This is a genomic window from Nocardia yamanashiensis NBRC 100130 (assembly GCF_001613325.1).
Taxonomy (GTDB): Bacteria; Actinomycetota; Actinomycetes; order Mycobacteriales; family Mycobacteriaceae; genus Nocardia; species Nocardia yamanashiensis.
Window position 1 is genome coordinate 44,324 of sequence record NZ_BDCD01000005.1, and the last position, 19,259, is coordinate 63,582.

General features: G+C 68.5%; 19 protein-coding genes. 9 read left to right on the plus strand and 10 right to left on the minus strand.

The window, feature by feature from the left end:
* Positions 1-27 precede the first annotated feature (27 nt).
* The 4 genes from NY1_RS05195 (at position 28) to NY1_RS05210 (ending at position 2,922) form a co-directional block, all read left to right on the plus strand.
* Positions 28-537: a carboxymuconolactone decarboxylase family protein gene (locus NY1_RS05195; RefSeq protein ID WP_067708995.1), complete on the plus strand. Its 510-nt coding sequence runs from the start codon at positions 28-30 to the stop codon at positions 535-537.
* A 133-nt stretch (positions 538-670) separates the two neighbouring features.
* Complete coding sequence (locus NY1_RS05200; RefSeq protein ID WP_084534669.1) at positions 671-1,462, plus strand: SAM-dependent methyltransferase; 792 nt, start codon at positions 671-673, stop codon at positions 1,460-1,462.
* A gap of 93 nt (positions 1,463-1,555) precedes the next feature.
* Positions 1,556-2,272 carry a hypothetical protein gene (locus tag NY1_RS05205; RefSeq protein WP_174567158.1) on the plus strand — a complete coding sequence of 239 codons (717 nt, stop codon included), beginning with the start codon at positions 1,556-1,558 and terminating at the stop codon, positions 2,270-2,272.
* A 143-nt stretch (positions 2,273-2,415) separates the two neighbouring features.
* Complete coding sequence (locus tag NY1_RS05210; RefSeq protein ID WP_157762045.1) at positions 2,416-2,922, plus strand: NUDIX hydrolase; 507 nt, start codon at positions 2,416-2,418, stop codon at positions 2,920-2,922.
* A 49-nt stretch (positions 2,923-2,971) separates the two neighbouring features.
* Here the strand turns inward: NY1_RS05210 and NY1_RS05215 are convergent, their stop codons facing one another.
* From NY1_RS05215 to NY1_RS05225, 3 genes are all read right to left on the minus strand, one after another.
* Entirely contained in the window at positions 2,972-4,351 is a 1,380-nt protein-coding gene (locus NY1_RS05215; protein ID WP_067708997.1) for an FAD-dependent oxidoreductase, read from the minus strand.
* Positions 4,352-4,411: 60 nt separating this feature from the next.
* Positions 4,412-5,869, minus strand: a complete 1,458-nt coding sequence (locus NY1_RS05220; RefSeq protein WP_157762046.1) for an MFS transporter — start codon at positions 5,867-5,869, stop codon at positions 4,412-4,414.
* Between the two features lie 172 nt (positions 5,870-6,041).
* A complete protein-coding gene (locus tag NY1_RS05225; protein ID WP_067708999.1) occupies positions 6,042-7,271 on the minus strand; it encodes a PucR family transcriptional regulator in 1,230 nt (409 codons plus the stop codon).
* Positions 7,272-7,583: 312 nt separating this feature from the next.
* Between NY1_RS05225 and pruA the strand changes: the two genes are divergently transcribed.
* The 3 genes from pruA to NY1_RS05240 all read left to right on the plus strand — a co-directional run bounded on the left by pruA (position 7,584) and on the right by NY1_RS05240 (position 11,814).
* Entirely contained in the window at positions 7,584-9,233 is a 1,650-nt protein-coding gene (gene pruA / locus NY1_RS05230) for an L-glutamate gamma-semialdehyde dehydrogenase (protein WP_067709001.1), read from the plus strand.
* Positions 9,233-10,192, plus strand: a complete 960-nt coding sequence (locus tag NY1_RS05235; RefSeq protein ID WP_067709003.1) for a proline dehydrogenase family protein — start codon at positions 9,233-9,235, stop codon at positions 10,190-10,192. Before pruA ends, NY1_RS05235 begins: the two co-directional genes overlap by 1 nt.
* A 188-nt stretch (positions 10,193-10,380) precedes the next feature.
* On the plus strand, positions 10,381-11,814 hold the full coding sequence (locus NY1_RS05240; RefSeq protein ID WP_067709005.1) for an amino acid permease: 1,434 nt from the start codon (positions 10,381-10,383) through the stop codon (positions 11,812-11,814).
* Here NY1_RS05240 and NY1_RS05245 read toward each other — a convergent pair.
* Entirely contained in the window at positions 11,811-12,494 is a 684-nt protein-coding gene (locus NY1_RS05245; RefSeq protein ID WP_067709007.1) for a TetR/AcrR family transcriptional regulator, read from the minus strand. The genes NY1_RS05240 and NY1_RS05245 overlap by 4 nt on opposite strands.
* A gap of 68 nt (positions 12,495-12,562) precedes the next feature.
* On the opposite strand from NY1_RS05245, the gene NY1_RS05250 reads away from it, so the two are divergent.
* Positions 12,563-13,990, plus strand: a complete 1,428-nt coding sequence (locus NY1_RS05250; protein ID WP_067709009.1) for a carotenoid oxygenase family protein — start codon at positions 12,563-12,565, stop codon at positions 13,988-13,990.
* Positions 13,991-13,994: 4 nt separating this feature from the next.
* Here the strand turns inward: NY1_RS05250 and NY1_RS05255 are convergent, their stop codons facing one another.
* On the minus strand, positions 13,995-14,930 hold the full coding sequence (locus NY1_RS05255) for a DMT family transporter (protein ID WP_218028311.1): 936 nt from the start codon (positions 14,928-14,930) through the stop codon (positions 13,995-13,997).
* 344 nt (positions 14,931-15,274) lie between these two features.
* Between NY1_RS05255 and NY1_RS05260 the strand changes: the two genes are divergently transcribed.
* Complete coding sequence (locus NY1_RS05260) at positions 15,275-15,853, plus strand: Lrp/AsnC family transcriptional regulator (protein ID WP_439955997.1); 579 nt, start codon at positions 15,275-15,277, stop codon at positions 15,851-15,853.
* A 21-nt stretch (positions 15,854-15,874) separates the two neighbouring features.
* Here the strand turns inward: NY1_RS05260 and ald are convergent, their stop codons facing one another.
* The 5 genes from ald to NY1_RS05285 all read right to left on the minus strand — a co-directional run bounded on the left by ald (position 15,875) and on the right by NY1_RS05285 (position 19,249).
* Complete coding sequence (gene ald, locus NY1_RS05265; RefSeq protein WP_067709013.1) at positions 15,875-16,981, minus strand: alanine dehydrogenase; 1,107 nt, start codon at positions 16,979-16,981, stop codon at positions 15,875-15,877.
* A gap of 133 nt (positions 16,982-17,114) precedes the next feature.
* On the minus strand, positions 17,115-17,423 hold the full coding sequence (locus tag NY1_RS44005; protein WP_067709015.1) for a DUF3349 domain-containing protein: 309 nt from the start codon (positions 17,421-17,423) through the stop codon (positions 17,115-17,117).
* Positions 17,424-17,444: 21 nt separating this feature from the next.
* On the minus strand, positions 17,445-17,753 hold the full coding sequence (locus tag NY1_RS44010) for a DUF3349 domain-containing protein (RefSeq protein WP_067709017.1): 309 nt from the start codon (positions 17,751-17,753) through the stop codon (positions 17,445-17,447).
* Positions 17,754-17,756: 3 nt separating this feature from the next.
* Positions 17,757-18,050: a hypothetical protein gene (locus NY1_RS05280; protein ID WP_067709019.1), complete on the minus strand. Its 294-nt coding sequence runs from the start codon at positions 18,048-18,050 to the stop codon at positions 17,757-17,759.
* Positions 18,051-18,061: 11 nt separating this feature from the next.
* The gene (locus NY1_RS05285) at positions 18,062-19,249 is read right to left on the minus strand and encodes an inorganic phosphate transporter (RefSeq protein ID WP_067709020.1); all 1,188 of its coding nucleotides are present in this window, start codon (positions 19,247-19,249) and stop codon (positions 18,062-18,064) included.
* Between the last annotated feature and the right edge of the window lie 10 nt (positions 19,250-19,259).

The window sequence follows — 19,259 nt, forward strand, 5'->3', positions numbered from 1 at the left end:
CCGATATCAAAAGAGAGAAGGACGATCATGTCGATCACCACGCAGGAACCGACCGGCTCGCGCCTGCCCAATCCCGGCCAGCTCGTCCCGGAAATGGGCGAGGTCGGCGCGGCGCTGTTCAAGGCCACGGGCAATGGTTCGGTCCCGCGCGCCACCATCGCCCTGCTGCAATTGCGGGCTGGGCAGCTCGTCGGCAGTACCTATCTGGTGCTGCTGCACGCCGGCAACCTGCGTAACGCCGGGGAATCCGAGCAGCGCATCGCTGCGGTCGCGACCTGGCAGGACGCGCCGTTCTTCACCGAGGCCGAACGTGCCGCGCTGGCCCTCACCGAGGCCGTGCTGCAACCGCCGGCGGCCGGCGAACGGGTCTCCGACGAGCTGTACGCGCGGGCGAGCGCGCACTACGACGACAAGGCCCTGGCGACCCTGGCGCTGGCCATCGGCCAGGTGAACTTCTTCGTGCCGGTCGCGCTCATCGGCAAACCGATACCTGGTCGGTCGCCAGCGGACCAGTGGACTCCCGTAGCGGGACAGTAGGATCCACGACTGCGTGAAACCGCCCTTCCCGAACCCGGGGAGGGCTCCGCGCTTTTGCCCTGCCGCGCCCGGGCTAGGAACTAGTCTGTTGCGGACAAGCTGTTATCGGTCAAGGGCTCGAAGCGGTGATTGGATGGACGGAGATGTCCCACTGGATCAACCACATACGTCCCGGATCTACGACTACTTCCTCGGCGGCAAGGACAACTACGAGGTCGATCGAGTTGCTGCGGAAGAGATCCTGAAGGCGTGGCCGGATATTCGGGTGGCCGCGCGGGTGAATCGCCAGTTCATGCATCGCAGCACCCGGTTCCTGGCCGAGGCCGGCGTCCGGCAGTTCCTCGATATCGGGACCGGGATTCCGACCGAGCCGAACCTGCACCAGATCGCGCAGCAGACCGCGCCGGACGCCCGGGTGGTCTACGTGGACAACGATCCGCTGGTGCTGGCGCATGCGCGTGCGCTCATGGCGGCCAGCGCGCCGGAGACGATGACCTATATCCAGGGCGATGTCACCGATCCGAATTCGATTCTGCGGGCGCCGGAGCTGGGCCAGGTACTGGACCTGAACCAACCGGTCGGCTTGAGCATGATCGCGCTGCTGCATTTCGTCGAAGCCGACGTAAACAAGATCATTTCGACTTTCCTCGACGCCCTCGCGCCCGGCTCGTATCTCGTGATCTGCATCATCACCGGCGATTTCGCGCCCGAGCAGCTAGCCGCCGCGCAGGACGTCTACCGGGTGCGCCGCATGCCCGCGCAGATCCGAAAGCGCGACGAGGTGCTCAGCTGGTTCGAGGGGCTCGAACTGGTGGAACCGGGGGTGGTGCCGCCGCACCGGTGGCGGGTCGAACAGGCCGAGGAGATTCCGGCGTCCTTCGACGCGAAGATCAATTGCTATTGCGGGGTCGGCCGTAAACCGTAATGCCGGGCAAGTCGGCGCAATACAATGCGATTGTCTTTCATCGCGTTTGTGCAGTCGTCGTATTTCGACCCTCTCGAGAGGGGTGCCGGTCGAATGATCACCGCCAGAATCGCCGCCGTTAGTGCCGCCGCCGTCATCGCCGCCGCGGCCGGGCTCGTCGCGGGCTCGGGCGCCGCCGAAGCCTACGGGCCGTGGTCGTGCGCGGCGGACAATTGGATGCAGCCCACCGCCGAACTCTTCGGCACCTGGAACACCGCCACCATCACCGATCCCGCCGACGCCCGGCTCAACGACCCGCTCACCCAGTTCGAGCTGGAGGTGAACCTGACCGCGGCCATGGAGCTGGGGCTCACGGTGCACTCCGAGGCCATCGACGGCGTGTACTGGTCACAGGACTCACAGCAGATCACCTACGAGCCCGCGCGCCGCTTCGAGCTGGCCTGCACCGGGCGCGACAACCTGTGCTGGATCGCCGACGACCTGCGGGTGCGCTACAACCAGGAAGCCGTGCTGGGCATCGAATTCCTGACCGCCGACAACGAACGCGCCGACGGATTCCTGGTGCGGGTGCCCGGCGTCGACAAGACCCGCCTGCACGACGCGCTCCTGGCCGATCCGGCCGCGCGGGATCGACTAGGCGGCGGTTCGGTCACCGAGGACGGCGCCCTGATCCTGGTCGCCGACCGCGGCGATCTCGACACGGTGCGCGGGTTCGTCGAAGGACTGGGCGCGCAATGGGATCCGGGGTCGGTCCGCTACGGCGACCGGCAAATGGTCACCGGCTACTGTGAGCCCGGAGTCTATTTCTGATCGCTACCGCCGGGATGTACGGAATCGGTACGGCTCGCCCGAATTGAGAAAGTTTCCGGGTTGCCGAATCGTTGGACGGAGAAGCACCGATACTGGTGAGTTCCTCTGCCGCGGAGTGCATCTCGACCGGTAGCGTTGACTGGGTGCTGGTCGAGGATGTCCAGCCATACGGGATGTGGTGCGCAGTGTGGGATTTCGAGGTGTCATCGGAATTGTCGATCGGCGAGTCGGTCTTGACCGAGTTGCAGGCGCGGGCCGTCACGGACGGGGTGGCCTTGCGGGTGGGGCTGGTACTGGAGCAGAACGGGGCGATCCTGCTACTACAGCGGGACGAGTACCCGTCCACGCGCAGCCCGTTGAATCTGCCGGGAACCATCGTGCGCCCGGGCGAGCGGCTCTCCACCGCCGTCGCCCGAGCGCTGTACGAGGAGACCGCCCTGACCGTGGTCGATATCCAGCGGCATCTGGGCAGCTTCGACTACCTCGACAATGCCGGTAAACCGGTGCGACGCGAGCATTTCGCGGTCGGGGTGGCAGCGACCGGGCCGATCCGGCTGTCGAATTACTTCAGCTACCGATGGGTTCCGCTCGACGGCGAACTGCCGGTGACGCCGTCGATCCGGGCGATCCTGTCCGGCTATCGGAGCTGAGGCGCGCGGCGCCGTGCCCGGAACCGCCGGTTCGCGGGCCCGCGCGCGCCTAGGCGCGGCTGTCGCGGCGCACCGCCGAGACCGCTTTGCGGGCGGCCACCAGCACCGGGTCCCAGACCGGTGAGAACGGCGGGGCGTAGCCGAGGTCGAGGGCGACCATCTGTTCCACGGTCATGCGCGCGGTCAGGGCGACGGCGGCGATGTCGATGCGTTTACCGGCGCCTTCACGGCCCGCGATCTGGACGCCGAGCAGGCGACCGGTGCGGCGTTCGGCGAGCAGTTTGACGGTCATCGGCGCGGTGCCGGGGTAGTAGCCGGACCGGCTGGTGGATTCGATCATCACCGTGACGTATTGCAGGCCGACAGCGCGAGCGTCCTTCTCGCGCAGCCCGGTTCGCGCCACCTCGAGATCGCAGACCTTGCTGACGGCGGTGCCGACCACGCCCGGGAAGGTGGCGTAGTCGCCACCGACGCCGGAACCGATGATCTGGCCGTGCTTGTTGGCATGGGTGCCCAGCGGGATATGGCGCAGGGTGCCGGACACCAGGTCCAGGACCTCGACGCAATCGCCGCCGGCCCAGATGTTCTCGTGGCCGCGCACCCGCATGGCCAGGTCGGTGACCAGGCCGCCCGCCGGGCCCAGGGGCAGTTCGGCGGCGCGGGCCAGCTCGGTGTTGGGGCGCACCCCCAGCCCGAGCACCACCACGTCGGCGGGGTATTCGGCGTCGGTGGTGGTGACCGCTTCGACGCGGCCGTCGGCGGCGGTGCGGATGCCGGTCACCTCGGCATCGCCGATGACCTTGATTCCCATGCCCTCCATGGCTTTTCGCACCACCACGCCCATATCGGGGTCGAGGGTGGACATGGGTTCGGGGCCGCGGTTGACCATGGTGACCTCGTAGCCGCGATGGATGAGCGCCTCGGCCATCTCCACGCCGATATAACCCGCGCCGACCACGACCGCACGCTGGCCCGGATTCGATTCCAGGGTGTCGATGAGGGCCTGGCCGTCGTCGAGGGTCTGCACGCCGTGCACGCCCGGGGCGCCGATACCGGGCAGCGGCGGGCGGATGGGGGTCGCGCCGGTGGCGAGCACCAGTTTGTCGTAGGACAGCCAGGATTCGGCGCCGGATTCCAGGTCGCGCCAGCGCACCCGCTGTCCGGGCACGTCGAGTTCGAGGACCTCGGTGCGCAGTCGCAGGTCGATATCGCGGGCCCGGTGCTCGGCGGGCGTGCGAGCGATGAGATCGTCGCGCTCGCCGACCTCGCCGCCCACCCAATACGGAATCCCGCAGGCCGAATACGAGGTGTAGTGCCCGCGCTCGAAGACCACGATCTCGAGCTCACCCGCGTTCTTCAGCCTGCGCGCCTGCGATGCCGCCGACATTCCGGTCGCATCCCCGCCGATCACCACCACGCGTTCGCTCATGCGGTTCACGTTACGAGACGACGGGGCGAAAGCGGCACGCCGACCGGCCGGTCCTGGCGGTTAGTTCTCCTCCGCGCGGGCCGTGCCGGTTCTCGCACTCAAAGGTCGCGCCAGGTCCTCGAGCGAATGTCCTTCCGCGCGAACGCCGAAGATCAGTTCGACCAGCCCGGCCAGCAGCATGGCGAGTGCCCCGATGGCGAAGGCCAGCGCGATGCGGCCGGGGTCGCCGTCGGCGCACAGCTTGGCGAAAACCAGGGGACCGGTCACTCCGCCCGCGATGGTGCCGAGGGCGTAGAAGAAGGCGATGGCCATGGCGCGGATCTCCATCGGGAAGATCTCGCTCACCGTCAGATAGGCCGCGCTCGCGCCGCAGGAGGCGACGAACAGCACCGCGCACCAGCAGGCGGTCAGCGTGAGCGCCGACAGGTGGCCGCCGCGGAAAAGCCAGGCGGTGCCCAGCAACAGCAGTGCCGAGCCGATGTAGGTGCCCGCGATCATCGGCACCCGGCCGACCGTGTCGAACAATCGGCCCAGCAGTAGCGGACCGAAGAAATTGCCCAGGCACAGCAGCGCGAAATAGTAGCCGACATGGTCGTCCGGAATATCGAACGATTTCGACAGGATGAGCGCGTAATTGAAGGTGATCGCGTTGTACAGGAACGCCTGCCCGATGAAGAGCGAGAACCCGAGCACCGCGCGAGTGGGATAGTCGCGGAACACCACCCGGGCGATTTCCCCGAATCCGGTCCGGCGGCGTTGCTCGATCTCGATACGCTGGTCCGAGACGTCCTCGAGGGTGGCGCCGGTTTGCGCGCGCACCTGGTCCTCGATATCGGCCACCGTGGCTTCGGCTTGTTCGTCGCGGCCGTGAATGAACGCCCAGCGCGGGCTTTCCGGCACGTGCCGGCGCACCACCAGAATGATCAGGCCGAAGATCGCGCCGAGCCCGAAGGTCAAGCGCCAGCCCACATTCGGGGGAAACAGATCGGTGTTCAAGGCGACGATCGACAAGAGTGAACCGCCCAGCGCGCCCAGCCAGAAGGTGCCGTTGATGACGATGTCGATGCGCCCGCGCAGGCGGCGCGGAATGAGTTCGTCGATGGCGGAATTGATGGCCGCGTATTCGCCGCCGATACCGAATCCGGTCAGGAAGCGGAACAGCACGAACCACCACACCGAGAACGACAGGGCGGTCAGCGCGGTCGCGGTCAGATACAGCGCCAGCGTGATCAGGAACAGTTTCTTGCGGCCGAAGCGGTCGGTCAGCCAGCCGAAGAACAGGGCTCCCGTGCCCGCACCCGCCACGTACATGGCCGCCGCCAGCCCGGAAACCTGTGCGGCGCTGATGTTCAGCCCGCTCCCCGGTTCCGACAGCCGGCTAGCCACACTGCCCACCACGGTGACTTCGAGCCCGTCGAGCATCCACACCGATCCGAGCCCGATCACGACCATCCAATGCCAGCGCGACCAGGGTAACCGGTCGAGCCGAGCCGGAATATCGGTGGAAATGGTTCGCACCCCGCACCGCCTTTCGCTCGTCGCCCCGACCGCAATACCCGGTGCGCCGCCGCCCAATCAGCGACCACCCTCGTCATTTCTGCATGCTTTCAGCCGGAATCCGCACACCCCGGAGCGAGATGCGGATCCCGGCTGGAGCACGTCGGGGTGGCGTAGCGGGTGCGGGTTGAAGTCAGCCGGTGCGGCGGTGGCGGGCGAGCTGGATTTCCAGCAGCAGGCGGTCGGCGGGATCGTCGAGATCGATGCCGGTGAGGTCGGCGGCGCGGCGCAGGCGGTAGCGCAGCGTGTTCGGGTGGATGCGCAGGGACGTGGCGGCGCTGCGGACGTCGCCGTGTTCGCGCAGGTAGGCCTCGACGCTTTCGCGCAGGTTGGCGGCGTGCTCGCGGTCGTAGTCGAACAGCACGGTCAGGCGGGGGTCGTGCAGGTCGGGGCGGGCCGCGACCAGGTCGAGGATTTCGCCGAGCAGGACGGCGGTGCGGGAATCGGCGAGGGTAGTGACGCGGGCGGCGGTGCCGGAATCCAGCACGCGGTCCACCTCGTGGCGGGCGCTCGCCACCGCGCCGAGGTCCGCGACGGGGAGGGCGATCGCCGCGCGTAATGGCAAGGCGCGCAACACTTCCAGCTGTTCGACAAGCTGGCGCGCCCAGGCGGTGACGGCGGTCGCGGATTGATAGGCCGGGAGCAGCATGTAGGCGCGATCGCCGATGACGGTGGCTTGTGCGTCGCGACGGAAAGCGCTGGCGTGCAAGCGCATGGTGCTGCCGAGGGCGGAATGGTCGCGGGCGGTGGTGGTGTCCAGGCGCGCGAAACCGATGACGGCGGCGGGGCCGGTGACGGGGATGCGCAAGGTGTCGGCGACCGCGGGGATATCGAGCTCGCCGCGACCCGCGCCGAACAAGCGCTGGACGAGCAGTGCTTCGGCGGACGGTGCGGCGAGGCTGCGGGAGATGATGCGGGCCGCGATCGCGGAGGCTCCGCGCAGCACTTCCGCCGCGCCCGGTTTGAAGGGGCGTTCGCCTTCCTGGAGCCAGATGGACCCGAGAACCATTGGCGCGGAAGCTGTTCCGCCGGCGGCCTGGCGAATGCTGACCACCAGGCGATGCTTGATATCGGCCTGCGGCGGCAGGTCGATGACCTCGTCGGTCTGCCGCAGCCGGTCGAAAACGCCCCATTGCCGCAGCACCCGCAGGTATTCGCGCGGCCCCTCGCGCCCGAGGATGGACTGGATGCGCAACCGGTCGGCGGCCTCGTTCGAGGCCGAGTAGGCCAGCACATGCGAGCGCGGATCCTCGATGGACACCATGCCGCCCGCATGCTGGGCCACGATCCGCGCCAGCCCGAACAGGTCGGTGTCGGCGGCGAGTTCGTCGCGCAGCACGCCGCCGGGTTCGTCCACCGCCACTGTCCCGCCTCTCCTCGATCGGTCGCCCGAAATCCCGCATGGCGCGGCGAGCGTGCGGCCGCGGGCTCGGCGGCGGCCGACCGCGGCTCCGGCGGAACGCGATCGGGGCGAACCTCGGCGCGCCATGGACCTCGATAGGCCGAACGTACAACAAGGCGGGCGGCAGGTTTGGCCGATCGGCTCAATCCCCGGCCGGGGTGCGCGGAGTTGACTCGCCGTACCGCCTCGACGCCCGAGTTGTTCGGGCACGGCTCACCAGCTGCCCGGCCCGGCCGATCGCCGCGCCGGTCGCGATTGCATACAGGAGGATTCATGGACGCCGTCACCAGTCCGCCCCGGCCGGTGAACGAACCAGTCGGCACATTCGCGCCGGGGAGCCCGGAACGTGTTCGGCTGCACGCGAAGCTGGCCGAGTTGGCGGCAACGCCGCTCGAGGTGAATCACGTCATCGGCGGGAGACATCGGCGGGGGGACGGGGCGGTCACCGAGATCGTGCAGCCGCATCGGCATGCGGCGGTGCTCGGTAGTTGTACCGCCGCCACGCCGCAGGACACGCGGGATGCCATCGATGCGGCCGCTACCGCCGCACCCGAGTGGCGGGCCATGGCATTCGAGGACCGGGCGGCGGTGTTCCTGCGTGCCGCCGAGCTGCTGTCCGGTCCGTGGCGGGAGACCCTGGCCGCCGCGACCATGCTCGGGCAGTCCAAGACCGCGTATCAAGCCGAGATCGATGCGCCCTGCGAGCTGGTCGACTTCTGGCGGTTCAATGTGCATTTCGCGCGGCAGATCCTGGCGGACCAGCCGATTTCCTCGCCGGGCGTGTGGAATCGGGTGGAGTACCGGCCCCTGGAAGGGTTCGTGTACGCGATCACGCCGTTCAATTTCACGGCCATCGCGGGCAATCTGCCGACCGCGCCGGCGCTCATGGGCAACACCGTGCTGTGGAAGCCCGCGCAGACCCAAGCGGTGGCGGCCTATTGGACCATGCGGTTGCTCGAGGCGGCGGGACTGCCGCCGGGCGTGATCAACCTGGTCAACGGGCCGGGGCCGGAGATCTCCGAAGTCGCGCTGGCCGATCCGCGGCTGGCCGGTATCCATTTCACCGGTTCCACCGGGGTGTTCCAGGAGTTGTGGCGGACGGTCGGGGCGAATATCGCGGGGTACGAGGGTTATCCGCGGCTGGTGGGCGAGACTGGCGGTAAGGATTTCGTGCTCGCGCACAGCTCCGCCGATCCGGAGGTGCTGACCACGGCGTTGATCCGGGGCGCGTTCGACTATCAGGGGCAGAAGTGTTCGGCGGCGTCGCGGGCATTCGTGCCGAAGTCGGTGTGGGAGCGGATGTCCGGCGATTTCATCGACAAGGTGTCGGCGCTGACCTACGGCGACGTCACCGATTTCGCCAATTTCGGCGGGGCGCTCATCGATCGGCGGGCCTTCGACCGCAATGCCGCCGCACTGGAACGGGCCAAGGCGACCGCGAGCCTGACCGTGCTCACCGGCGGGCGGGCCGACGACAGTGTCGGCTACTTCGTGGAACCGACCGTCCTGCTGGGCGATGATCCGGGCGACGAGGCCTTCCGGACCGAGTACTTCGGTCCGATCCTGGCCGTGCACGTCTACGACGACACCGCGCCCGGCGGCTTCGACACCGTGCTGGAGCTGGTGGATCGCGGTACGCCCTACGGGCTTACCGGGTCGGTGATCGCCGACGATCGCACCGCCGTCACCCGCGCCACCGAGCGGTTGCGGTTCGCGGCGGGCAATTTCTACATCAATGACAAACCCAGCGGCGCGGTGGTCGGGCAGCAGCCCTTCGGCGGGGCGCGCGCCTCGGGCACCAATGACAAGGCCGGGTCGGCGCAGAACCTGCTGCGCTGGACCTCGGCGCGCACGATCAAGGAAACCTTCGTGCCGCCCCGGGATCACCGGTATCCGCACCAGGCGATCGACGGGGAGGCCTGATGTTCGCGACCGTGCTGCGCCCGGGACTGCTGGCGGCCGCGCGCTCACCGCGCGTGCGGCGCACCGTCACCGGGATGACCTCGACCCGGAAACTGGTGGAACGCTTCGTGGCCGGGGAATCGGAGGCGCACGCCGCCGCGGCCACCCGGCTACTGCGGGAGACGGACCGGTTGGTCACCATCGACTATCTGGGCGAGGACACCACCGACCCCGCCCAGGCCGCCGCCACCGTGGACCATTATCGCGAGCTGCTGCACACCCTCGCCGACCTCCCGGCCTCCGGGGAAACCGTTCGCCCCCTGGAGGTTTCGCTCAAACTGTCCGCCCTCGGCCAGTCCCTGCCGCGTTCGGGGCACGCCATCGCCCTGGAACACGCACACAAGATCTGCTCGGCGGCCGACGCGGCGGGCGTGTGGGTGACGATCGACGCCGAGGACCACACCACCACCGATTCCACCCTGGCCATCGTGCGGGAGTTGCGCCGCGAGTTCCCGTGGCTGGGCACCGTGTTGCAGGCCTACCTGCACCGCACCGAGGACGACTGCCGTGAGTTCGCGGGGCCGGGTTCGCGAATCCGGCTGTGCAAGGGCGCCTATCGCGAGCCCGCGTCCGTCGCCTTCCAGTCCCGCGCAGAGGTGGACGCCTCCTATCTGCGTTGCCTGGATGTCCTCATGCACGGCCGGGGCTATCCGATGATCGCCACCCACGACCCGGCCATGATCGCCGCCGCCACCGGCTCGGCCCGCTCGGCCGCCCGCGCACCCGGCGATTTCGAGTTCCAGATGCTCTACGGCATTCGCGACGACGAGCAGCGCCGCCTGGCCGCCGCCGGGCATCGGATGCGGGTCTATGTCCCCTACGGCGACGAGTGGTACGGCTATTTCATGCGCCGCCTGGCCGAGCGCCCCGCCAATCTCGCCTTCTTCCTGCGCGCCCTGCGCCCCGGCGCGCGGCGGTGACCCCGGCCGGGCGTGTCGGATGAGGGGCGAGACGCCCGGCCGGTTGTCCTATCGGCCAACCGCTTTGAACTTTATTTAACCAATCGGCCGATCCGCGGGTATGTCATGGTCGGATTAGCTGAGCCTGCTCGAGTGTGACCTGCGTTACCCGCATCGGCGCGGGGCGCAGCGGAACGAAAGGATCCCGCATGTCCATTGCGGAGTTGCGCGGCCAGATCTTGCGCCGCAAACCGATTTCGGACGTCGATGAGGACACCCCCGCCGATGAGCGGCTGTCCAGACATCTCGGCCTGTGGCAGCTGACGGCCATCGGGGTCGGCGGCATCATCGGCGCGGGTATCTTCTCGCTCGCCGGGTCGGTGGCCAACAAGACCACCGGGCCGGCGGTGCTGATCTCGTTCCTGATCGCCGGTGTGGCCAGTGCGTGCGCGGCGCTGTGCTACGCCGAATTCGCGGGCATGGTGCCCAAGGCGGGGTCGGCGTACACGTACGGCTATGTGTCCCTGGGCGAATTGGCCGGCTGGTTCATCGGCTGGGATCTGCTGCTGGAGTACGTGGCGGTGGCGGCGGTGGTCGCCATCGGCGTGTCCGGGTACTTCAACTTCCTGCTCGATCAGATCGGCATCACGCTGCCGGACTGGATGCTCGGCGCGTCCGGCACCGGCGACGGGCACGTGGTGGACGTGTTCGCCATGCTGTTCTGTCTCGGCACCGCCTGGGTGCTCTCGCGCGGCATTCGCAGCGTGGGACGGTTCGAGACGGTGTTCGTGCTGATCAAGGTGGCGCTGGTGCTGCTGATCATCGGCTTGGGCGTGTTCCAGATCGACAGCGCCAACTACAGCCCGTATTTCCCGTACGGCACGAGTGCGGTGTGGACGGGTGCGGCGACGGTGTTCTTCGCGGTGTTCGGCTACGACGCCATGAGCACCGCGGCCGAGGAATCGACCGAGGCGAAAAAGCAACTGCCCAAGGCGATTCTGTATTCGCTGGCCATCGCCATGGTGTTGTATGTGGCGGCGACGCTGGTGCTGACCGGCATGCAGAAGTACACCGAGATCAGCCCCACCAGTGGCTTCTCCACCGCGTTCAAGTCGGTGGGCATGCCCGGTATCGCGAACATCATCGCGATCGGCGCCATCGTCGGCATCATCACCGTCGTGCTGACCTTCATGCTCGGCGTGACCCGAGTCTGGTACGCCATGAGCCGCGACGGGCTGCTGCCGGAATGGTTCGCCAAGACCCATCCGACCCGCAAGGTGCCGACCCGGGTGACCTGGATCGTCGGTATCGGCGCCGCGATCCTGGCCGGTGTGCTGCCGATCAATACCGTTGCCGAACTGACCAATATCGGCATTCTGATGGCGTTCATCGTGGTCAGCGTGTCGGTGATCGTGCTGCGCTACACCCGCCCGGACGAACCGCGCGAATTCCGGCTGCCGCTGATGCCGGTGGTGCCGATCATCGGCATCGGGTTCTCGGTGTACTTGATCTGGTCGCTGCCGTGGGAGACCTGGGTGCGCTTCGCCGGCTGGCTGGTGATCGGCCTGGTCATCTATTTCGGCTACTCGCGCAGGCATTCCCGGCTCGAGCGCGGCGGCGCGGTGGCGCTCGAGGAGAGTTAGACGGATTGCCGGGACAGGCGGGCCGAGCGTTCCGCCTGTTCCCGGTTCGCGCCCATGCCGACCAGGATGTCGACGGTCGCCGGACCGAGCACCGTTGCGACGCTGCGGCCTTCGACGCCCAGGTTGCCGGCGATTTCCAGCAGGACGGTGCCGTGCAGCAGGGCCCAGAGCCGGGCCGCCACCCGGCGGGGCGGGTCGGGGCGCAGGTGGCCGGTGGCGATCATGCGTTCGGCGGCGGTGACGGCGTGTTCGAAGGTTTCCGCGCCGATGGCGTCGGGGGGAGCGGATTCGGTGAAGTCGCAGACGTATTGGCTGCCGCCGACCGAGGGCCCGGTGAGGCCGAACATCAGGCGGTAGCGCTGGGGGTTGGCCAGGGCGTAGGCGCGGTAGGCGGCGCCGAGGGCGAAGAAGTCGGCGATGGGGTCGTCGGTGGCGGGGACGGCGGCCAGGGTGGCGCCGAAACGGGAGAACGCCTCGGTGATGACGGCTACCAGCAGGTCGGTCATGCTGCCGAAATGGGTGTAGACCGCCATGGTCGACACGCCCGCGGCGGCCGCGACCCGGCGGGTCTGCAGGGCTTCGGCGCCATCGGTTTCCAGTAGCTGGATGGCGGCTTCGACCAGTTCGGTGCGCAGGGCCGGGTTGCCGCGCCGAGCGGGTGGGCGGGAGCCGGAACTCATCGTTGAATCACCTCCATAACAGCGTTATTCTAGGACACATAACGCTGTTATTCCTTTGGAGGTCTCCAATGGGCAATCGCTATCTGAACGGCGGCTTCGCCCCGATCGACCACGAGTACACCCTCACCGAACTTCCCGTCACCGGCGAGATTCCCGAACATCTGGACGGGCGGTACCTGCGCAACGGGCCCAATCCCATCGGGGAGGTCGATCCCGAGCTGTACCACTGGTTCATGGGTGACGGGATGGTGCACGGCATCCGGCTGCGGGACGGGCGCGCGGAGTGGTATCGCAATCGCTATGTACGCGGGCCCAGTACGTTGCGGCGGCTCGGCGAACCGGCGCGGTTCGAGTCGAATCCCTTGGCGGGCATGGGTTCCAACACCAATGTCATCGGGCATGCCGGGCGGTTCCTCGCGCTGATGGAGGCGGGGGCGGCCAACTTCGAGATCGACGGCGACCTCGATACGGTCGGCATCTGCGATTTCGACGGCACCCTCGGCGGCGGGTACACCGCGCACCCCAAACGGGATCCGGATACCGGTGAGCTGCACGCGGTGTCGTACACCTTCCTGCGGCCGGGCACGGTGCAGTACTCGGTGATCGGCGTCGACGGGAAGGCCCGGCGCACCGTCGACATCCCGGTCACCGGATCGCCGATGATGCACGACTTCTCGCTCACCGAGAAGTATGTCGTCTTCTACGATCTGCCCGTCACCTTCGACACCGGCATGGTCGCGGAGATGATCGCCCCGCGCTGGCTGCGGCTGCCGGCCCGATTGCTGTTGTCCGCCATGATCGGCCGGGTGCCTATCCCGAGCCCGCCGCGGCCCAAGACCGCACCCGGGTATCAGCGCCTGCCCTACAGCTGGAATCGGCGGTATCCGGCGCGGATCGGCGTCATGCCGCGCGAGGGGTCGGAATCGGTGCGCTGGTTCGAGATCGAGCCCTGCTATGTGTTCCATCCGATGAACGCCTACGACGACGGCGACACCGTGGTGCTGGACGTGGTGCGGTACCCGAAGATGTTCGACACCAACCGGACCGGACCCGACGACGGGGCGCCCAGCCTGGACCGCTGGGAGGTGGATCTGGCCGCGGGGCGGGTGCGGCAGAGCCGGTTCGACGATCGGGCGCAGGAGTTCCCGCGCATCGACGAACGCCTCGTCGGGAAGCGGCATCGCTTCGGGTATGCGCCCGCGGTCGGCACGGGGCTCAGTGGTGAATCGACCTTGTTCAAGCATGATCTGGCCAACGGCAAGACCTTCACCCGCTCGTTCGGAACGGGTAAAGGCTTGGGCGAGTTCGTGTTCGAGCCCGCCGGTCCCGATGCCGCCGAGGACGAGGGCGTGCTCATGGGCTTCGTCTACGACGCGGCCACCGATCGCAGCGAACTCGCCATTCTCGATGCCGAGACCTTGGATTCGATCGCCTCGATCCAGTTGCCGCACCGGGTGCCGGCGGGGTTCCACGGCAACTGGATTCCGGCGACCTAGACCGTCATTCGGTGCGTGCGGGACGGGTGAGCAGCACCAGGCTCAGCGCGAGCACACCCATCCCGCACCAGGACAGCAGCGGCAGGCGCTCGCCCACGACGGTGACGCCGAGCAGGGCCGCCACCGCCGGTTCGGCCAGGGTCAGGGTGGTGGCGGTGGTGACCGTGGTGTGGCGCAGGCCGAAGCCGAACAAAAGGTAGGCCAGGAAGGTCGTGAATACCGCCAGGTGCAGGGCCACGGCCGCGCCGCGCGGGGTGGTCAGCCAGTGGATGCCGGTGCCGAGCACGACCGGGAGCACCAGTAGCGCCGCGCCGCCGAACAGCGCGCCCATGACCGCGCCGGAATCGTGACCGCGAGCGATCAGGCGGCCGCCGACCATCGAGTAGATCGCGTAGGTGAGGCCGCCACAGGCCGCCAGGACGACACCGAGCGGATCGATCTGGTGCCGGTTCTCGCCCAGAGTTGGGCCCAGCACCATGACGGCGCAACCGCTTACCGCCAGCAGGGTGGCCGCCGTCCAGCGGGCGGACGGACGGCCCTGGCCGGTGAGCCAGGCGAGCAGGCCCGCGAACACCGGTGCGCTGCCCAGCGCGATGACCGTGGCCATGGCGACGCCGGTACGGGCCACCGCCGGATAGAAGGTGACGGGATATCCGGCAACAGCGATCGCGCCGAGGACGAGCAGCCAGCGGTCACCGGCGCTGGTGCCGGCCGTCGAGCGGCGGCGTCCCGGCCGCCGGCGGGTGGTGAGGTACAGCAGCAGGCCGCCCAGGGCCAGTCCGGCCGAACCTATTGCGGCAGCGGATGTTCCGGCCGGGGCGAACGAAGCGGCGGTTCCGGTGCTGCCCCACAGGACGGAGGCCACCAGGATCGGGGCGGGGCCGCTCCAGAAATGGACGCGCGCAGGGGATGAGACGAGGGTTGGGGTGCTGGTTGGCACAGTCGTGTACTCCGTGTCGAATTCCATTGGGGAGGAGTCGAAACGAGCGCACGACGATATCCGCGCTGAAAGCAGGGATCAGCGGGAGCGGGAAGTAAGAGCCGGCCGGTGCGCCCGATCAGGCGACGGGCGGCGGGGTGACGGTGTGCCAGAAGGTACCCATGCGGCGAGCGTACCCGTAGCGCGGGGTGCGGCGTGAAGGTGTTGCGGAGTGAATTCGCCGGGTCGGGACGTGCTCAGCGAACCGATGAACTTTCCTCGTCGATTCGGCTGGAATGGCGAACATCCTTCGGTACCGTTACGACGTGAAGAAGGTTCCTTCGGCTGCCACCAGCACACGCGCGATTCCCACCGGCGTCGCCGCCGCGCCCTCGCCCCGGCAGGATCCGCCGGGACCCGCCCCCGTTCGAGCCCGTTCCCGGGTGCAACCCCCGGCCTCGGCGTCCGGTCCCGTGCGACCGGCGCAGCTCGACGAGATCGACCGGATCCTGCTCGACCAGCTGTCCCGCGACGGCCGCATGACCAATCACGCACTGGCCGAGGCCGCCGGGATCGCACCGTCGACCTGCCTCGGACGAGTGCGATCGCTGGTGGAACGGGGCGTGATTCGCGGATTCCACGCCGATATCGATCCGGCCGCGCTCGGGCGCGATCTCGAGGCGATGATCGCGGTGCGACTGCATGCCGAGGCGCGCGGGGCGCTGGCGGCATTCGGGGCGCAGGTCGCGGAATTGCCGGAAGTGGAGAACGTGTATTTCATCGCGGGCGCGGACGATTACCTGATTCACGTCGCGACCGGGAGTTCCGGGGAGTTGCGGGGATTCGTGCTCGACAATCTGAGCGCGCATCCGGCGGTCGCCTCGACGGAGACGATCCTGATCTTCGAGCATGTCCGGCCCGGCGGGCGTCCGGATCTGTCCTGAACCGCCCGCCGGGTGGCGTTCTCAGGCGGCCAGGGTGTGCGTGGTGTATCCGTGTGCGGCGGCGACGGATTCGGTGAGCAGCAACCCGTCGTGGGTGCTCAGGCCCGCGGCCAGCCCGGGGTCGGCGGCGGTGGCGGCGCGCCAGCCGCGGTCGGCCAGGGCGGTGACGTACGGGAGGGTGGCGTTGGTGAGGGCGATGGTGGAGGTGTTGGGCACCGCGCCCGGCATATTCGCCACGCAGTAGAAGATCGAGTCGTGCACCCGGTAGGTCGGGTCGGCGTGGGTGGTGGGACGCGAATCCTCGAAGCAGCCGCCCTGGTCGATGGCGATATCGACCAGCACCGAGCCGGGCTTCATCTGGGCGACCAGGTCGTTGGGGACCAGGGTGGGGGCCTTCGCGCCGGGGACCAGGACCGCGCCGATCACCAGATCGGCGGAGCGGACCAGGTTTTCGACCTCGAGCCGGTTCGACATGATGGTGCGGACCTGGCCGTGGTACAGGTCGTCGATCTCGCGCAGGCGGGCGATGTTCACATCCAGCACGGTGACATCGGCGTGCATGCCCTGTGCGACGGCGATGGCATTGCGGCCCGCGACGCCCGCGCCGAGCACGGTCACCTGGGCCGGGCGCACACCGGGCACGCCGCCCATCAGGACGCCGCGGCCGCCGCCGTGCCGCATCAGGTTGTAGGCGCCGGCCTGGGGTGCGAGCCGGCCCGCGACCTCGCTCATGGGGGCCAGCAGCGGCAGCGATCCGTCCCGGGCGGTGACGGTTTCGTAGGCGATCGAGGTGATGCCGGAGCCGAGCAGGGCGTCGGTGCATTCCTTGGACGCGGCCAGGTGCAGGTAGGTGAACAGCAACTGCCCGGCGCGCAGGCGCGAATATTCCTCGGCCACCGGCTCTTTCACCTTCAGCACCAGTCCGGCGACGGCCCACACCTCATCGGCGGTGTCGAGCACCTGGGCGCCCGCGCAGCGGTAGGAGTCGTCGTCGAACGCCGAGCCCGCGCCCGCACCGGTTTCGATGTACACCTCGTGGCCGCGGGAGACCAGTTCGTGGACACCGGCGGGCGTGCACGCCACCCGGTATTCGTGGTTCTTGACCTCGCGGGGGATTCCGATCCTCATGAACCGAAAGTATGAATATTCTGCGAGATCAACGCTAGACCGCTGAAGATGATTCTCGAATCGGCAATTCCTCGCTACAGATATTCGAATGAGACCGCCGCCACAGTGCGTCAGCCGAAGCATCTTCGGTCCGCTACACCGGCGGATTCCAGCCGTCGTCGACGGGCCAGCCACCGCTGCGCAAATGTTCGCGCACCCGCGCCAGATCGGTCTCGCGCGGCATCTCGTCGGTGAGCCGGGTGATGAGCACGCCGACGTCCACCTTCCCGGCGGGCCACGCCCCCTGCCGCACCAGCGCCTCGGCCACCTCCCGGATCTCCGCCTCCGACAGCCGCCGCGCGAGCAACGCCACCAGCGGTACGTAATCCGCGTCCGGCACGCCCTGCGGGTATCCGGCACGCAACCATTCCACGATCTTGGCGACCAGGTCCGAGAGCCCCATTGCGTTGCCGCGCGGCCGGTTTCAGAGGTCGCCGGGCCGGGCCAGCGGCCACCCGCCCGCCGCCAGCCGGGCCGCGACGCGGGCCACGTCCTCTTCACCCGGTTTCTCGTGCGCCAATCTCGCGATGGCGGACTCGATCTCGGCGCGTTCCACCACGCCGTCGGTATCGGCGGACACCAGTTCCGCGATCACCTCGTCCACCTCGGTCTCGGTGAGCTTGCGATGCAGCACCGCGAACAGCGCCACATAGTCCTCGCGCGGGACCCCGTGCGGATAGCCCGCGCGCAGCCAGGCCAGCACGGCGCCGAGTATCGACCGGTCGGTGGTCATGGCTCACTTCTTCCGGGGTTTGGCGCCGAACAGCTGGATGTCGAAGGTGTGGCTGATGAAATCTCTTGCGATGAACAGGATTCCGGCGACCACCACCGCGACGGTGACGGCGAAGCACAGGTAGGCGATGGTGCGCGCGAGCGTATCGCGGACGGTCGCCGGGCCGGTGGCGGTGGCCGGTTCCAGTGCCCAGAGCCGGACGCCGACCGCGAAGAGCAGGGGTACGCCCGCGCCGAGCACGAGGGCGATGGCGGTCACCTCACCGAGGGATTTCGCGATGGTGGTGAAGGTGTGCACGATCGTGCTCCTCAGTGCGCCGCGCCGGCGCGTTCGCGGGCCGACGGCGGGACCAGGCCGTCGGCCCAGTCCTCGTTCACATTGCTGGTGTCCACGCGGTTGCGGCGCGAACGCAGATACATGTAGACGGCCGCCAGGATCAGCACGCTCAGGTCGATGAGCACCCCGCCCAGACCGCCCACCAGATCGGCGACCCACCAGCACAGCGCGCCCACCAGCCCGGCCAGCGGCAGGGTCAGCAGCCAGGCCACGGCCATCCGGCCCATCACGCCCCAGCGCACTTCCGCGCCGGGCTTGCCCAGGCCGGTGCCGAGGATCGATCCGGTGGCGGTCTGGGTGGTCGAGAGCGGCAGGCCGAATTGCGCGGAGGTGAGAATGATGGCGGCCGAAGAGGTTTCGGCGGCGAAGCCCTGCGGGGAGTCGATCTCCACCAGGCCCTTGCCCAGGGTGCGGATGATGCGCCAGCCGCCCAGATACGTGCCCGCCGCGATGGCGACCGCGCAGGCCACCTTCACCCACAGCGGGATGTCCGCACCGGAGTCGAAGGTGCCGTGCGCGACCAGCGCCATGAAGATCACGCCCATGGTCTTCTGCGCGTCGTTGGTGCCGTGCGCGAGCGACACCAGCGACGCCGAACCGATCTGGCCCCAGCGGAATCCGGTGCGCACCCGCCCCGGTTCGGAGCCGCGGGTCAGCCGGTAGACCAGATAGGTGCCCAGTGCGGCGACCAGCGCGGCCACGAACGGGGCCAGCACCGCCGGCACGATGATCTTGTTGATCACGCCGGTCTTGGCGTCCCCGGTCCAGATCACCCCGCTGGCGCCCAAGGCCGCCAGCGCCGCCCCGATCAGCCCGCCGAACAGGGCGTGCGAAGAGCTGGACGGAATACCGAAGAGCCAGGTGAACAGATTCCACAGGATGCCGCCCACCAGGCCCGCGAACACTATGTGCAGCAACGCCATATGGTGCACGCCGCCGATGTTCAGCAGCCCGCCCGCGACGGTCTTGGCGACTTCGACCGACAGGAACGCACCCAGCAGATTCAGCACGGCCGACAGGGCCACGGCCGCGCGGGGGCGCAGCGCACCGGTGGCGATGGAGGTGGCCATCGCGTTCGCGGTGTCGTGGAAGCCGTTGGTGAAATCGAAAGCCAGCGCGGTGATTACGACAATCAGCAGAACAACGAACTCGGCGCTCACGCAATTCAGT